Origin of the sequence: Pseudonocardia charpentierae, from assembly GCF_031845345.1 — a bacterium.
Taxonomy (GTDB): Bacteria; Actinomycetota; Actinomycetes; order Mycobacteriales; family Pseudonocardiaceae; genus Pseudonocardia; species Pseudonocardia charpentierae.
Window position 1 is genome coordinate 108457 of record NZ_JAVREJ010000012.1, and the last position, 15058, is coordinate 123514.

Annotated in this window: 15 protein-coding genes; 7 read left to right on the forward strand and 8 right to left on the reverse strand. The window is 74.7% G+C overall.

From position 1 onward, the window contains the following. Positions 1-28: 28 nt before the first annotated feature. The gene (locus tag RM445_RS17735; protein ID WP_311557650.1) at positions 29-1504 is read left to right on the forward strand and encodes an NAD-dependent succinate-semialdehyde dehydrogenase; all 1476 of its coding nucleotides are present in this window, start codon (positions 29-31) and stop codon (positions 1502-1504) included. A 19-nt stretch (positions 1505-1523) separates the two neighbouring features. Here the strand turns inward: RM445_RS17735 and RM445_RS17740 are convergent, their stop codons facing one another. From RM445_RS17740 to RM445_RS17760, 5 genes are all read right to left on the reverse strand, one after another. Then, on the reverse strand, positions 1524-1865 hold the full coding sequence (locus RM445_RS17740; RefSeq protein WP_311557652.1) for a hypothetical protein: 342 nt from the start codon (positions 1863-1865) through the stop codon (positions 1524-1526). 1 nt (position 1866) lies between these two features. Then, positions 1867-4062, reverse strand: a complete 2196-nt coding sequence (locus tag RM445_RS17745; RefSeq protein WP_311557653.1) for a hypothetical protein — start codon at positions 4060-4062, stop codon at positions 1867-1869. Then, positions 4059-5444 carry a hypothetical protein gene (locus RM445_RS17750; RefSeq protein ID WP_311557654.1) on the reverse strand — a complete coding sequence of 462 codons (1386 nt, stop codon included), beginning with the start codon at positions 5442-5444 and terminating at the stop codon, positions 4059-4061. The genes RM445_RS17745 and RM445_RS17750 overlap by 4 nt, the downstream gene beginning before the upstream one ends. Positions 5445-5566: 122 nt before the next feature. Continuing rightward, entirely contained in the window at positions 5567-5944 is a 378-nt protein-coding gene (locus RM445_RS17755) for a hypothetical protein (protein ID WP_311557655.1), read from the reverse strand. A gap of 69 nt (positions 5945-6013) precedes the next feature. After that, the gene (locus RM445_RS17760; protein WP_311557656.1) at positions 6014-7102 is read right to left on the reverse strand and encodes a glycosyltransferase family 2 protein; all 1089 of its coding nucleotides are present in this window, start codon (positions 7100-7102) and stop codon (positions 6014-6016) included. A gap of 441 nt (positions 7103-7543) precedes the next feature. Here RM445_RS17760 and RM445_RS17765 point away from each other — a divergent pair, with 441 nt between their 5' ends. The 5 genes from RM445_RS17765 (at position 7544) to RM445_RS17785 (ending at position 11213) form a co-directional block, all read left to right on the forward strand. Then, the gene (locus RM445_RS17765) at positions 7544-8407 is read left to right on the forward strand and encodes a glycosyltransferase family 2 protein (protein ID WP_311557657.1); all 864 of its coding nucleotides are present in this window, start codon (positions 7544-7546) and stop codon (positions 8405-8407) included. A 189-nt stretch (positions 8408-8596) separates the two neighbouring features. Further along, positions 8597-9286 (forward strand): energy-coupling factor ABC transporter permease, encoded by a 690-nt coding sequence (locus RM445_RS17770; protein ID WP_311557774.1) that lies wholly within the window; start codon positions 8597-8599, stop codon positions 9284-9286. Next, complete coding sequence (locus RM445_RS17775; protein WP_311557658.1) at positions 9283-9651, forward strand: PDGLE domain-containing protein; 369 nt, start codon at positions 9283-9285, stop codon at positions 9649-9651. The genes RM445_RS17770 and RM445_RS17775 overlap by 4 nt, the downstream gene beginning before the upstream one ends. A 6-nt stretch (positions 9652-9657) precedes the next feature. Next, entirely contained in the window at positions 9658-10422 is a 765-nt protein-coding gene (cbiQ, locus tag RM445_RS17780; protein WP_311557660.1) for a cobalt ECF transporter T component CbiQ, read from the forward strand. Between the two features lie 2 nt (positions 10423-10424). After that, a complete protein-coding gene (locus RM445_RS17785; RefSeq protein ID WP_397469351.1) occupies positions 10425-11213 on the forward strand; it encodes an energy-coupling factor ABC transporter ATP-binding protein in 789 nt (262 codons plus the stop codon). Between the two features lie 7 nt (positions 11214-11220). Here RM445_RS17785 and RM445_RS17790 read toward each other — a convergent pair whose 3' ends face one another. The 3 genes from RM445_RS17790 to RM445_RS17800 form a co-directional block, all read right to left on the reverse strand. Beyond that, entirely contained in the window at positions 11221-12651 is a 1431-nt protein-coding gene (locus RM445_RS17790) for an SPFH domain-containing protein (RefSeq protein ID WP_311557663.1), read from the reverse strand. 27 nt (positions 12652-12678) lie between these two features. Then, positions 12679-13122, reverse strand: a complete 444-nt coding sequence (locus tag RM445_RS17795) for an NfeD family protein (RefSeq protein WP_311557665.1) — start codon at positions 13120-13122, stop codon at positions 12679-12681. Positions 13123-13186: 64 nt separating this feature from the next. After that, on the reverse strand, positions 13187-14041 hold the full coding sequence (locus tag RM445_RS17800) for a DUF3097 domain-containing protein (RefSeq protein WP_311557666.1): 855 nt from the start codon (positions 14039-14041) through the stop codon (positions 13187-13189). A gap of 140 nt (positions 14042-14181) precedes the next feature. Here RM445_RS17800 and RM445_RS17805 point away from each other — a divergent pair, with 140 nt between their 5' ends. Next, on the forward strand, positions 14182-14991 hold the full coding sequence (locus RM445_RS17805) for a hypothetical protein (protein ID WP_311557668.1): 810 nt from the start codon (positions 14182-14184) through the stop codon (positions 14989-14991). Positions 14992-15058 lie beyond the last annotated feature (67 nt).

The following is a 15058-nucleotide window of genomic DNA, read 5'->3' on the forward strand; positions in this document are numbered from 1 at the left end:
GCCCGGCCGCGGTGGCAGCATCGGCGCCATGTCCGAGACTCCCGGTAGTGATCGCGAGCAGGCCGTCCTCGACGCCGTCCCCACCGGCCTGTTCGTAGGTGGTTCCTGGCGGCCCGCGACCTCGGGAGCGAAGCTGGCCGTCGACGACCCGTCCACCGGCAAGACGCTCGTCGAGGTGGCCGACGCCACCCCCGACGACGGGCGGGCCGCGCTCGCCGCCGCCGTCGCCGCCCAGCCCGGCTTCGCCGCCATGCCGCCGCGGGAGCGCGGCGAGATCCTGCGGCGCGCCTTCGACCTGATCATGTCGCGGATCGACGACCTGGCGCTGCTCATGACCCTCGAGATGGGCAAGCCGATCGCCGAGTCCAAGGGCGAGATCACCTACGCGGCGGAGTTCTTCCGCTGGTTCGCCGAGGAGGCCGTGCGGATCGACGGGCAGTACGCGGTGGCGCCGAACGGCGCGAGCCGCTTCCTCGTCATGCGCCAGCCCGTCGGGGTGTGCCTGCTGGTCACGCCGTGGAACTTCCCGATGGCCATGGGCACCCGCAAGATCGGGCCTGCGGTCGCCGCCGGCTGCACGATGGTGATCAAGCCCGCCCAGCAGACGCCCCTGTCCATGCACGCTCTCGCGGCGATCCTCACCGAGGCGGGCCTGCCCGACGGGGTGCTCAACGTCGTGACGACCTCCAGCGCCGGCAAGGTGATGGAGCCGCTGATCCGCGACGGGCGGGCCCGCAAGCTGTCGTTCACCGGGTCGACCGGCGTGGGCCGCGCGCTGCTGGAGCAGGCCGCGGACAAGGTCCTCCGGACGTCGATGGAGCTCGGCGGCAACGCCCCGTTCCTGGTGTTCGCCGACGCCGACCTCGACGCCGCCGTCGAGGGCGCGATGACGGCCAAGATGCGGAACATGGGCGAGGCGTGCACCGCGGCCAACCGGTTCCTCGTGCACCGCTCCGTCGCCGACGCGTTCGCCGACAAGCTGGCCGAACGGATGGCCGCGCTGCGGGTCGGCCGCGGCACCGACGACGGCGTGCAGGTGGGCCCGCTGGTCGACGCGAAGAGCCGGGAGAAGGTCGTCGAGCTCGTCGGCGACGCCGTCGACCGGGGTGCGACCGTCCGCGTGGGCGGCGACGCCGTCGACGGGCCCGGCTGGTTCTACCGGCCCACCGTGCTCACCGGCGTCCCGCTCGAAGCCCGGCTGACCAAGGAGGAGATCTTCGGGCCGGTGGCCCCGATCAGCGTCTTCGACACCGACGACGAGGCCGTCGCCGCGGCGAACGACACCGAGTTCGGGCTGGTCAGCTACCTCTTCACGGAGAACCTGTCGCGGGCGCTGCGCGTCAGCGAGGCTCTGGAGTCCGGCATGGTCGGGCTCAACACCGGCCTCGTCAGCAACCCGGCCGCGCCGTTCGGCGGGATCAAGCAGTCCGGGCTCGGCCGCGAGGGCGGGTCCGTCGGCATCGAGGAGTACCTCGAGACGAAGTACGTCGCCGTCAACCTGTAGGCCAGACCCCGCCGGCCCCTCAGCGGGGCGGCGGCGCCGGTGCCGTCGGGGTGGGAGCCGGGGCGGCGGGCGGCGCGAGCGCCGCCGACGCCTTCGCCGCCCTCTCCGCCGCTTTCGCGGCCTCCTGCTGCGCCTGCGCCTCGACCGGGTGCAGCACCATCCAGACCAGCCGCGCGCCCCCGTTCGCCGTCACGAGCCCGACCACCAGCGCCACGGCCAGCCCGCAGGCGCCCGTGAGCACCTTGACCTTGACCGGGGTGCGGCCCAGCGTCGCGTGGCCGGTCTCGACCACCCACGCCCGCGCGCCCAGCAGCGCCAGGAGCAGGCCGAGCGACACCCACACCCAGCCGTCGGCGGTCATGTCAGTTCCCGCCGCCGGGTGCCGCCGCGGCCGGTCCGCTGACCACCGTCGGCGTGGTCTTCACGACCACCGCGTTGAACCCGTTCTGGTACCGGACGCGGTACTCCCCCGTGGCGACCAGCTGGTCGACGACCTGCCGCGACCAGCCCGGAGGCAGGTTGTCCAGAACCACGCCCTGCTTCTCGGTCGAGGTGTAGACGAGAAGCACGTCCGGCTCGTCGTCGAGGATGCAGCGGGTGTAGTCGTCGGGGGTCTTCTTCGCGTTGTCCTTGCACGTCACGGCATCGCCCTCGCGCTCGTACGTGCCGATGCCCTGCATCGCGTACGGACCGGTGTCGTCGAGCGGAACGATCTTGCTACCCGGCGGGGTCTCGGCGAACGCCGCCCGGGTCATCGTGATGTCCTCCGGGGTGACGACCATGTAGGCCTCGTTGCCCCCGCGGATGAGCACGAGCACCGGGAACAGCACCAGCATGCCGACGGCCAGCTTCTTCTCCCGCCCGGGCTTGCGGCGCGCGTAGGTGCGCAGCGCGTCCGCGCCGAGGATCGTGAGCACCGGCAGCCCGTAGAGCACGATGCGCAGGAACAGCTCGCCGCCGTAGCTCTGCACCGCCGCGAACGCCATCGGCACGGCCGCGAGGAAGATCGGCACGAGGTCCCGGCGACGCCGCCAGTACACCCACGCCCCGGCGATCGCGAGCAGCCACGTCAGGCCGGGCACGGCGATGCGCAGCAGCTTGACCGCGACCTGCCCGGTGTCGCCCGCCAGCCGGTCCGCGATCCCCGTCTGCAGCGCGTTGCCGCCGTCGCCGCTGCCGAGCAGCAGGCCGATCTGGCCCGTCCAGAAGTCGCGGGCGCCGACGATGAAGTACACGGTTAGCGCGAGGACGGCGACGAACACCAGGCCCCGGCCGCGGAACCGGCCCACGACGGTCAGCAGCGTCAGCTGGCCGATGATCGCGAACGGGGTGAGCTGGTGCTCCGGGGCGAGCGCGATCAGGCACAGCGCCGCACAGAAGTAGATGAGCAGCAGCTGCCGGGGCGGCAGCGTCGGCCGGTTCGGCGGCGTCATCAACGCGACCATCCAGCGGCGCAGCAGCGGCAGCCGCGCCGCGCCCGGATGCGGCGGCGGCCAGCCCGGCACCCCCGCGGCGTCCGTACGCCGGGTCGCCAGCGGGCCGAGCGCGAAGGTCAGCACGGTCAGGAGCAGGACGATCCCGATGGCCTGCGGGGAGAAGTAGTCCTGCTCGATCCAGTTCAGGCCGACGAACAGCCAGGCCGCCACCCACGGCGCCCGGGTGCCGCCGAGCATCGACCGGGCCAGCGCGTACACGCCGATGGTCCACACCAACACCACCACCGGCGGGAACCAGCGCAGCACGACGTCGAGATCGCCCGCCCCGGCGGCGTCGCGGAACCACGCCCACTGGGCGAAGAACGCGGGCCAGAAGAAGCGGGCGTCGACGTCCAGCGCCGGGACACCGTCGCCGGCGATCGCGTCGACGAACCCGACGATGACGTACGAGGTGGTGAACCGGGCCACCGGCTCCACCACCGACGGCAGGCCGGTGCTGCACAGCACGAGCACCCCGGTCGCCGTCGCGAGCATCGGCACGCGCGGGCGCGGCGACCACAACTCGGCGATGCACGCGCCGACCGCGCACGCCAGCGCCGCCCACGCGGCCGGGCCCAGGACCTTCGCCAGACCCCAGCCGTCGAGGGCGTCGAGATCCGTGGTCGCCGCCGCGACCGGGAGCAGCGCGAGCGCGAGCAGCACGAGGACCGGCGAGTACCACCGCCACCGGAGCGGCACCGGCGGGGCAGGTGGCGGTGCGGGTGGGCCGGGTCGGGCCACCCGGGCCTCCGGGAACCGGCTGCTCACGACGTCGCCGACGGTGGACCTCGGCCTCGCGGCCGGGGGGATGCCGGGCATCACGACGGTCGCCGGCTCCGCGTACCGCCTCGGCGGTGCCGACTGCGACTGCTCCGACGGCCCGGACGACGTCGACGGTGAGGACGGCGTCCGTCCTGGCACCGGCGTGCGCAGCACCGCGGTCTCGACCTCCGGAGGCCGCCGGGGCGCCGGAGAGGGGCCCGCCCCGCCTGCGGCGGGGACGTCGCGCGCCGGGACACCGCCACGGGCGCCCGCACCACCGGGAGGACGTTCCCCCGGGTGACGGGTGCCCGTCGTCGTCACGGCTGCTCCTCCGGTCGGGTGCGGCTCCACATCGGGAACGGCACGAGCACGGCCACGCAGCACGCTACCTGGACCAGCGCATAGCCCATCGCGACGGGCAGCAGGACGGTGCCCGCGACCGCCGACGGCATCCCGGTCAGCCCCGTCGCGGCGACGGCGGCCACGGTGATCCCGACCACGACCAGCGTCGGCACGGTGGTGTAGAGGTGCAGCCGGGCCGACGACCAGGCCCGGCCGGCCGCCTCCAGAGCGCCCAGCTCGTGCACCACGACCAGCCGGAACGCCGCACCGAGCAGCAGCACCCGCAGCACGTCCGCCGCGGCCGCGTACTCCGGGCCGAACACCCCGAGCAGCGGCCCCGCGCACGCCGCCACCACCGCGAGCGCGGGCCCGACGGTCAGCAGCAACCGGCGCCTGCCCGTGCCGCCCGCCCGGCCGAGCACCCATACCGTGGCGAGGTCGACGGCGGTGACCACCTGCCAGGCGACGAAGAACACCATGCCCGGGCCGGGCCCCAGACCCAGGACGACCAGCAGCGGTGCCACCTGGTGCAGCAGCGTCGCCCCGAGCCGCGCCACGGCCATCGGCCCGAGCACCTGCGGAGGGGAGGCGGTCTCGACCCGGCGGCCGTGGCGGCGGGCGAGCACGGCGACGGCCGCGGAACCCGGGAGCGCCCACAGCAGCACCGGCGCCAGCCAGGCGGCGGCCAGCCAGCCTCCCCCGAACCCGTCCGACGCAGCCACATCCGGCGCGGCGCCGACGAGCACAGCGGCCGCGGCGATCAGCGCGATCCGCCCCGTCACCAGCACCGCGACGTGCGTGGTCGCCCACCACGGCCGGTCCAGGGCGACGACGACGCCGTCGAACACCGCGCCCGCCGCCCACGCCGCGGTCGCCGCGGCGACGAGCAGCACGCCCGGCCAGGGCACGCCGGTCACCGGCCCGGACAGCAGGCCGGTCAGGGTCGCGGCCGGTCCGGGAACGAGCACGGCGAGGACCGCGCCCATCCCGGCACCCAGCGCCACCGCCGTCGCGAGACTGCGGACCACGACCCGGCCGGCCCGGCGCCCGGCCGCCGAGAGCCGCGGCACCAGGGCCGCTCCGCGGTCGGGCCGGGCCACGCAACCGGCAACGGCCACGACGGCCACGACCGCCACCGCCGCCCCCAGCCGGTCCGGCGGCAGCGTCCGGGCGGCCAGCAGCCAGCCGGCGAAACTGCCGAGCGCGCCGAGCGCGGACGCCGCGACCAGCACCCGCCCGTCGCCCAGGGCTCCGCCACCGGCGGGCTTGACCGACCGCAGCCGCGGGACGGTCGCCGCCGCCGGGTCGTCGCCGCCGGCACCAGGAACGGCCGGCATGACCCGTGTCGGATCGATCGCCACGGTCGGCGGGTCCGTGCACGGGTCGGGACGCTCGGGCCGCCCGGTCGCCGGAGCGCCGGACCGCGGCGGCAGCGACCGCGACGCCCGCGCCGTCGGATCCGAGGGTGCCGGGCGCGCGGGACTCACTGCGCGACCACGGCGTGACGCAGCAGGAATGGCACGCTCAGCGCCGTGGTGGCGTACAGCGCGCCCACCGGTGCCCAGGTCCCCGTCATGACCATCAGCTGCCCGATCAGCAGCGTGGTCGCCACGCCGACGCCCACCGTCAGCAGCCACACGTGCGCCGCGGGCGCGCGCCGGAGGAAGCCTGCCGCAGCCCAGCCGGGCCCCAGCAGCAGGAACATCATCGTCACGACCAGCCGGGCCTCGCCGGCCGTCCCGCCGGTGACCTGCAGCTGCGACATGGCGCACGCCGCGAGGCCCGCCACGACCAGCAGGATCGCGACGGCACGCCGCGCGCGGCGGGCCCGGGTCAGCTCCGCCGAGGAGGGCATGGTCACCGGGATGCTCCGTTCGTCACCGGCTCGTCGCCGCAGGCGGGGTCGTCGGAGAAGCCGCGCCTGTACCGGTCAGGACGGCTCCTCCTCCAGGACGTAACGAACGCCGGAGCGATCACGGTTCGCCGGGGTGGCCGGCACGGCTCCGGTGTACCCGTGCGGGCGGACCGCCGGGCGCGTGGGGCATCCGGCGCCGGTCTCGCCTGCGGCGTCAATCGGCTCGCGCGGGGTCAGCGGCAGGCCACTCACCGGGGTACGCGCCGACCCGTCGACATCACCGGCCGGGGAACGGTCGGCGGAGACCCCGGCCGGTCGGAGGGACTCGACATCGCCGAGGCGTTCCGTCACCGGCGCGCCGAGCGTCGCGAACCCCGGGACGAGCCGGCCGGCGCTGCGGGCCCGCCTGCCGACCGCGCGACGTCGCTCGGCGGCGAGGGTCCGCAGCACGCGGGTGCCGTCGACGAAGGTCCGCAGGTTGGTCTGCCCGAAGATCCGTTGGCGTTCGACGGAGGGGACTTCGGTGATGCGGAGTCCGGCGGCGGCGATGCGGCAGTTGAGGACGGTCTCGATTTCGAAGCCGTCGCCCCAGAGCATGCCGTCGGTGGGTGCGGGGGCGGCGGGGTCGGGGAGGTCGAGGAGGGGGAGCAGGTCGGCCCAGAAGGCGTTGTAGCCGTAGCAGAGGTCGGTGTAGCTGGTGCCGAACAGGGCGTTGGCGACGCCGTTGAGGCCGGCGTTGCCGCTGCGGCGGAGCAGAGTGATGTCGTCGCTGCCGCCGCCGGGGGCGAAGCGGGAGCCTTTGGCGAAGTCGGCGCCGGCGACGAGGGCGTTGACGAAGGCGGGGATCTCGGTGGGGTCGGCGGAGCCGTCGGCGTCGAACATGACGATGACGTCGCCGGTGGCGGCGGCGAAGCCGCAGGCCATGGCGTTGCCTTTGCCCTTACGGGTCTGGGTGATCGCCCGCACCCAGGGCAGGACCCGCTCGGCGGTCTCCAGAGTGCCGTCGACGGAGTGGCCGTCGACCACGATGATCTCGTGCACGGCAGGGCGGACCGCGGCGATCGCGGGCAGGACGACCTCGAGGTTGCGCGCCTCGTTGCGGGTCGGCACCACCACGGACACCCGTGGACCGGCGCTGCGCTGCATCGTCGTTCTCCCCCTCACCGTCATCACGGTGCGTGTTGAACCAACGTCCGCCCGACACCGTCCACCCGGCGCCCCGCACCCTCCTTCCGGGTACGTACGGCCCTGACCAGCCCTGCGGGTTCTTCTCCGTGCCGAGCTGTGCCTCTTGCCTGTCCGGTCCGGCGCAGCGTGACGTTACCGTCCGGCACCGCCCTCCCCCGTCGGACCCTGCCCGTCGGGGAAATCGGTCGAGGTCCGCGCCCGCTGCGGCGACACTGTACGACGATCATCGGCGTCGATCGGGCAGAAGCGCCGGAGCGCGGGTCACCGAACCTGTTGTCGCGCAGGAGCGGTAGCGTCGGCGGTCCGACCGGGCCGGTGCCACCACTGCCGTGCCCGACCACGACTGTTGTGCGCACGACCCGTACCGGTGGGGACCGGGTAGCGGGCGGGCGCCGGGGGCCAGGAGATCACCGAACGATGCGAGCGCTGCCGAGCGTGTCCGTATGCATCCCGGTCTACCGCGGCGAGGAGTTCCTCGCCGAGACCATCCGCAGTGTGCTGGACCAGACCTACCGCGACTTCGAGCTCGTCATCCTCGACAACGCGAGCCCGGACGAGTCGGGACGCATCGCGCGCTCCTTCGGCGACCGCCGGATCCGCGTGGAGACCAACGCGACGACGCTGCCCCAGCCGGAGAACTGGCGCGAGGTGATGCGGCTGTGCCGCGCCCCGCTGATCAAGCTGGTGTGCGCCGACGACCTGCTGCACCCGCGGTGCCTGGAGTACCAGGTGGGCCCGATGGAGGCCGACCCCGGGATCGCCGTGGTCGCGGCGCGCAGGCACATGATCGACGAGCGCAGCCGGGTGCTCGTCCCCCGCCGCGGCCTGACCGGGCTGACCGGGATGCGGTCCAGCGTCGAGGTCGCCCGGCACGTGGTGCGCAGCGGGGCCAACCCCATCGGCGAGCCCGGCGGCGTGCTCTTCCGCCGCGAGCACTACTTCGCCGTCGGCGGCTGGCGTCCCGACCACCGCTTCGTCATGGACCTCGACCTGTGGATCCGGCTGCTGCAGCAGGGCGAGTTCCTCGGGCTGCCCGAGACGCTCGCAGCGTTCCGCATCGGCCGGGAGAGTCTGTCGGCCGACAACGAGGCGACGATCTACGCGGAGCAGAAGGCCTACATCGAGGAGCTCGCCGCCACCCCGCACCTGCAGGTCCGCAAGTCGGACCTGGCGCTGGGACGGATGCGGGTGCCGCTGGGGCGGATGCGTCGCCGCACCCTGTTCCGGATGTCGCGCCGCGCGGCCCGCCGCGACGCGCGCCTGGAGCAGGTGGCGGCCTGACCCTTAGTCGCACATGTTTTGCAGCTGACACGGATACGCGCTTAGCCTGGGTTCGTCCGGTCACCCGCACGGGTGCACCACCGGGTCTGAGAGGAGCGTTCCGTGGTCGACGCCCTACCGCCGGGAAGCGCCGGAGGCGGTATCCTGACATTTCCTGGGCCGCTCGCCGATCCCGGGCTGACCGTCGCGATGCACATGAGCGACGGGCTGGTGAACGCCCCCACCGCCGCGGTGTTCGGGCTTGTCGCCGCGATCGGGCTGGCGATCTCGGCGAGCCGGGCCCGCTCGGACCTCGACGAGCGCACGGCCCCGATGGCCGGGCTCGTCACGGCCTTCGTCTTCGCCGTCCAGATGATCAACTTCCCGATCCTGCCCGGCGCCAGCGGCCACCTGCTCGGCGGCGCGCTGGTCGCCATCCTGGTCGGGCCGTGGGTGGGGTCGCTGTGCATCGCGATCGTGCTGGTCGTGCAGGCGCTGCTCTTCGCCGACGGCGGACTGACGGCGCTCGGGACCAACATCACGAACATGGCGCTGGTGGGCACGTTCACCGGCTTCGCGGTGGCGTACGCGCTGCGCCGGTTCACCACCCGCTCCCGCGGCGCCCTGCTCACCGTGTCGTTCGTCGCGGCGCTCATCAACACGGTCGCCGCGTCCCTGGCGTTCGTGTTCGAGTACGCCGTCGGCGGCGCGGGGGGCGCCGGACTCGGCACGGTCTTCTCGCTGATGGTCGGCCTGCATGTGCTCGTCGGCATCGGCGAGGGGATCATCACCGCCGCCACCGTGGGCGCCGTCGCGGCCGTCCGGCCCGACCTCGTCTACCTGCTGCGCGGCACCCGTCCCGCCGTCACCCTGCGCACCCCCGGCGAGGCCACCCGATGAACGCCCTCCGGTCCCGGTTCCTGCTGGGCTTCCTGCTCGCGGCCCTGGTCATCGCCGGCGGGCTGTCGTACCTCGCCAGCCCGGACCCGGACGGGCTCGACTCGGTGGCCCTCCACGGCTGCACCGTCAGCGAGACGGCAGGCGGCGAACAGCTCGACGGCACCTGCATCGCCCAGAACGCCATCGAGTCGCACACGGTGGGCAGCCCGCTCGCCGACTACGCCGTCGGCGGCCGCGAGGGCACCACCGGGCTCGCCGGGATCGCCGGCGTGCTGGTGACGGCGCTCGTCGCGGGGCTGCTGTTCCGGCTGCTGAGCCGCAGCGGACGGCGCCGCCGCGCCGGTTCGTCACCCGGGGAGCGCTGACCGGCCGTGGGCGCAGGTCACGCCCACCCGCTGTTCCTGCCGGGCCGCTCGGCGGTGCACCGGCTGCCGGCCGAGGTCAAGATCGTCGCGGCGGTGCTCGGTGCGATCTGCGTGGTGGCGACGCCGCGGGAGGCGTTCGGGGTGTTCGCCGGGCACCTGGCGGTGCTGGCCGTCGTCTGGGCCGTGGCCGGGATCCGGCCCGGCTGGATCCTGCGCCGCGCCGTGATCGAGCTGCCGTTCGTCGTGCTCGCGGTGCTGCTGCCCTTCACCGGGCCCGGCCCGCGGATCGACGTGCTGGGGCTGGCCCTGTCCGAGCCCGGCCTGCTCGGCGCCTGGAACATCGTGGTGAAGGGCACGCTGGGCGTGCTGATCTCCCTGACCCTGGCTGCGACCACTCCCCTGCGCGACCTGCTGTCGGGGATGCAGCGGCTGCACGCCCCGGCCCTGGTCGTGACGATCGCCACGCTGATGCTGCGCTACGCCGACCTGATCGTCGCCGAGGCCGGCCGGATGCACCGCGCCCGCCTGTCCCGCGGGCACGACCCGCGGTTCCTGTGGCAGGTCGGGGCGACCGCGCGGGGCGTGGGGGCGCTGTTCATCCGCGCCTACGAGCGCGGCGAGCGGGTGCACCTGGCGATGCTCTCCCGCGGGTTCGACGGCGCGCTGCTGCAGGACGCAGAGGGCGCGCCGAGCCGCCGTCAGTGGGTGGCGGGCCTGGCGCCGGCGGGCGTGGCCGTGCTGCTCGCGGCCGCGGGTTGGAGCGTTGCGTGAGCGTGCAGGACGCCGCGGCCGGTGCCCGATCCACGCCCGGGCGGCCGCCCTCGCTGGAGGTCCGCGGCCTCGCGTTCGCCTACCCGGACGGGCACCAGGCCCTGCACGGGGTGGACCTGCGCATCGAGCCCGGCGAGCGGGTCGCGCTGCTCGGCCCCAACGGGGCGGGCAAGACGACACTGGTGCTGCACCTCAACGGCATCCTGCGGGCCGGCGCCGGCAGCGTCGAGGTCGGCGGTCTCCCGGTGGCGCCCGCGAACCTGCGGGAGATCCGCCGCCGGGTCGGCATCGTCTTCCAGGACCCCGACGACCAGCTGTTCATGCCGACGGTCGGCGACGACGTCGCGTTCGGACCCGCCAACTTCGGCGTCACCGGCCCGGCGCTGCGCGAACGGGTCGACGCGGCACTCCGCACCGTCGACATGCTCGACTACCGCGACCGCTCCCCCCTGCACCTGTCCGGCGGCCAGCGGCGGCGGGTGGCGCTGGCCACCGTGCTGGCCTGCCGCCCGGAGATCCTCGTGCTCGACGAGCCGTCGTCCAACCTGGACCCGGTGGCCCGCCGCGAGCTGGCGGAGGTGCTGCTGGGCCTCGAGACGCAGGGGTGGGGCACCAGCATGCTGATGGTGACCCACGACCTGCCCTACGCGCTGCAGCTGTGCCCGCGCAGCGTGATCCTCGACGACGGCGTGGTGGTGGCCGACGGGCCGAGCCGCGAGCTGCTGGCCGACCCGGCGCTGCTGGCCCGCCACCGCCTCGAGCTGCCCTTCGGGTTCACGCTCAACCCCTGATGCGCTGTCAGTTGCGCGGCGGCGGGGACGGATAGCCCGGACGCGGCGGGCCGTCGCCGTTCCCGGTGTCGCGGCGGTCGGCCGCCTCCCCCGGACCGACCGGCATCCCGCCGGGCGGGGTGTCCGCCGACCCGTCGTCGTCGGACAGCGGTGTGGTGGGCGCCGACGCCGGGTGCGGGCGCGGCGGCTGAGCGGGCCGGGCCGGTGTGCTCCCCGACGGCGCGGCCGGGAGCCCCGGGGGCGCGGGCCAGCCGGAGGCCGGGATCCCCCGCGGTGCCGGCCGGGGCGGGGCCACGGCCGTCGGCCCCGGGTCGGGCATTCCCGGCGGCGGTACCGACCGGCGGGCCTGGGCCTCCGCGTCCGCGACGACCTTCGCGATCTCCGGGTTCGTCGCGATGTCGAACCAGTCGCGCACCGACTCGTCGTCGTCCTCCGGCCGGCTCGCCGGGACGTCGTCGACCGGGGACGGCTCGTACCGGAACACCCCGTCCTCCCCCGGTGCCCCGAGCATCCGGGTGAAGCCCTCCAGCGCCTTGCCGAAGTCGCTGGGCACCATCCAGACCTTGTTGGCCTCGCCCTTGGCCATCTCCGGCAGGGTCTGCAGGTACTGGTAGGCCAGGAGCTCCGGGGTCGGGCGGCCCGCCTTGATCGCGGCGAACACCTTCTCGATCGCCTTCGCCTCGCCCTGGGCCTGCAGGTACTGCGCCGCCCGCTCACCCCGTGCGCGCAGGATGCGCGACTGCCGGTCGGCCTCGGCCTCGAGGATGGCGGCCTGCTTGCGGCCCTCTGCGGTGAGGATCTGGGCCTGCTTCTGCCCTTCCGCGCTGCGGATGGCCGACTCCCGCTGGCCCTCCGCGGTGAGGATCGTCGCCCGCTTCTCGCGGTCCGCCTTCATCTGGCGTTCCATCGACTCCTGGATCGACGCCGGCGGGTCGATGGCCTTGATCTCCACGCGGCCGACCCGGATGCCCCAGCTGCCGGTGGCCTTGTCCAGTTCGCCGCGGAGCTTGTCGTTGATCTCGTCGCGGGAGGTGAGGGTGCCCTCCAGGCTCATCCCGCCCACGACGTTGCGCAGCGTGGTGATCGTGATCTGCTCGACGCCGATGATGTAGTCGGAGATCTCGTAGACCGCGGCCTTGGGGTCGAGCACCTGGTAGTAGACGACGGTGTCGATGTTGACCGTCAGGTTGTCCTGGGTGATGACCGGCTGCGGCGGGAACGACACCACCTGCTCGCGCAGGTCGATCCGGGCCCGGATGCGGTCGATGAACGGCACGAGGAAGGCCAACCCCGGCGTCTGGGTCTTCTGGTAGCGGCCCAGCCGTTCGATCACCGCGGCCTGGGCCTGCGGGATGATCTGCACCGCCTTGACCACCGAGACGATCACGAGCAGCACGAACAGCAGGACGACGACGAGCAGAACGGTTCCACCGTCCACGCTGTCCCTCCCTCTCTTCTCGACCGCCTACCCGGCGGAATGATGGTGGGCGAGCACCAGGGCCGTCGCGCCGGCGATCCGCACGACGGTGACCTGTTCGCCCGGTTCGATCACCTGTGCCCCGTCGAACGACCGCGCCGACCAGTCGTCGTCGCCGATCCGGACCCGGCCGCCGTGCCCGTCCACCCGCGTGAGGACCGTGGCCGTGCCGCCGACCAGCGCCTCCGTGCGCGTGGGCGTGTGCGGCACGCTGCGGTCCAGCCGCCTGCGCAGCGCCGGGCGCAGCCCGAGCAGCAGGAGCACGGAGGCGACCGCGAAGACCAGGGCGCTGCCCACGGTCCCGAGCACCAGCGACGCCCCGGCCGCGACGACCGCGCCTCCGCCGAGCATGAGCAGCACGAACTCGCCCGACGCGAGCTCGGCCGCGACGAGCACCAGCCCCACCACGAGCCACACCAGGGGCGCGGTCATGACCGGATCCTGCCAGAACGCACGGCACTTGCCTGCTCCGCCGCCACGACCGGGCGGCCGGTTCTCATCCCGCGTCGTCGACGGTCACGAAGTCGATCAGCCGTTCGACCGCGCCGATCAACGGCGACTCCAGGTCCCGGTAGCTGCGCACCGCGCCCAGCACGCGCCGCGCGCCGTCGGCGGGCTCACCCCAGCCCAGCGCCGCGCACACGCCGGTCTTCCAGTCGGTCCCCCGCGGCACGGCGGGCCACGCCCGGATGCCGACGACCGACGGCTTGACCGCCTGCCACACGTCGACGAAGGGATGGCCGGTGACGAGCACGTGCGGCCCGGCCACGGCGTGCGCCGCCCGGGTCTCCTTGCTGCCCTCGACGAGATGGTCGACGAGCACCCCGAGCTTCCGGTGCGCGGCGGGGCCGAAGTCGGCGACGGCGGCGGCCAGGTCGTCCATCCCGTGCATCGGTTCCACGACCACGCCCTCGACCCGCAGGTCGTGGCCCCACACGGTCTCGACGAGCGCGGCGTCGTGGATGCCCTCGACCCAGATCCGGCTCGCGCGGGCCGTGCGGGCGGCGACGTTCGCGACCCGGACCGACCCCGACGCCGAGATCACCGGCCCGGTCGGGGCCCGCGGCGGGACGACCAGCGTGGCGGGCCGGCCGTCGACGAGGAACGCGCCCGCACGCAGCGGGAACACGCGGTGGCGGCCGTGCCGGTCCTCGAGGGTGACCTCGCGGATGTCGACCCGCACCACCGCCCCGCAGAACCCGCTGCCCGGGTCCTCGACGACGGTGCCGCGCTCGGCGGGGACCTCGGGGATCTCGCGCTTGCGCACGACCCGTGTGCCGTCGGCGCCGAACGCGCCGCGGTAGTCGTGGGTGCGGGCGGCGCTCGGCAGACCGGTGTCGCGCGGGGACATCGCGCGGTTCTACCGCGGCGGACGGCGGCCGCGGGGGACGACACGCCGGTTGTTGCTCGTGACCAGCAACTACCCACCGTGTCCGGTTTCAGGCGGACCGTAAGCGTGCCGCCCGGCGGGCCACTGGTTAGCCTGACGTCGTGCCCTGCGCCTCCGCGACGTTCACCGTGTGGTCCTCGGCCTGGCTGGCCGGTGCCGCGGCTCCCGACGACGTGCTCGACGCGCTCGGGCCGTGGGCGCAGACGCACGACGTCGTCGCGGCGGACGCCGAGACCGCCCACGCCCACTCGCTGTCGGCCCCCGGCACCCCGCCCGGCTCGGTGACCTTCCTGCTCGCCGCCCTGCGCCGCGCGGCCCCCCGGGGGCCCGGCCGGGTGGTGCTGCCCGCCCCCGGCGACCCGCGCGGCCTGCCCGGTCCCGGACCGTTCAGCCGGGCGGCGATGGCGGCGGGCGAGGGTGTGCTGTTCACCGACGCCGGCCTCGGGATCGTGCCCGGTGCGGTGGACAACAGGGCGACCGACCAGGTGCTGCGCTGGACGGTGCACCCGGTGGTCGACCCGGGCCCCGCGCCCGAGCACGTCGCCCTCCCCCAGGCCGAGCGCGACCTGCGCGACCAGGTCCGGCAGTCCGCCTCGGTGCTCACCTCCCTCGGGGTGGCCCGGCACCGGCCCGGGGTCCGCGAGGAGATCGCCGCCAAGCTGCGCGCCCGGCCCCGCACGCTGTGGCCCGCGGGCATGCCCGCCCCGGCGCTGCGGGTGCTGCAGCACGCGGACGAGGTCGAGGCGATCCTGGCCGCGGCGTCGGTGGACGAACCGGGCGGAGCCCTGTCCGCATCGGCGGCCGCCGCCCGCCGCGAGGCCCTGCGCCCGCTGGAGACCGCGGTGCGGGTGGCCCGCCGCGCGGCGGTGACGGAGGCCGTCCGGGTGCTGGCGGCGAGCCCGCTGGTCTGACGCTCGACCGGGCGGGGCTGGGGCACGAGTGAGTGATCCGCCGCTACGGGTGCTGGTGGCTGGTGAT

Coding starts and splice junctions, on each gene's coding strand:
- RM445_RS17735 (WP_311557650.1), top strand. CDS start 29: ATGTCCGAGACTCCCGGTAGTGATCGCGAGCAGGCCGTCCTCGACGCC.
- RM445_RS17740 (WP_311557652.1), bottom strand. CDS start 1,865: ATGACCGCCGACGGCTGGGTGTGGGTGTCGCTCGGCCTGCTCCTGGCG.
- RM445_RS17765 (WP_311557657.1), top strand. CDS start 7,544: ATGCGAGCGCTGCCGAGCGTGTCCGTATGCATCCCGGTCTACCGCGGC.
- RM445_RS17770 (WP_311557774.1), top strand. CDS start 8,597: ATGCACATGAGCGACGGGCTGGTGAACGCCCCCACCGCCGCGGTGTTC.
- RM445_RS17775 (WP_311557658.1), top strand. CDS start 9,283: ATGAACGCCCTCCGGTCCCGGTTCCTGCTGGGCTTCCTGCTCGCGGCC.
- RM445_RS17795 (WP_311557665.1), bottom strand. CDS start 13,122: ATGACCGCGCCCCTGGTGTGGCTCGTGGTGGGGCTGGTGCTCGTCGCG.
- RM445_RS17800 (WP_311557666.1), bottom strand. CDS start 14,041: ATGTCCCCGCGCGACACCGGTCTGCCGAGCGCCGCCCGCACCCACGAC.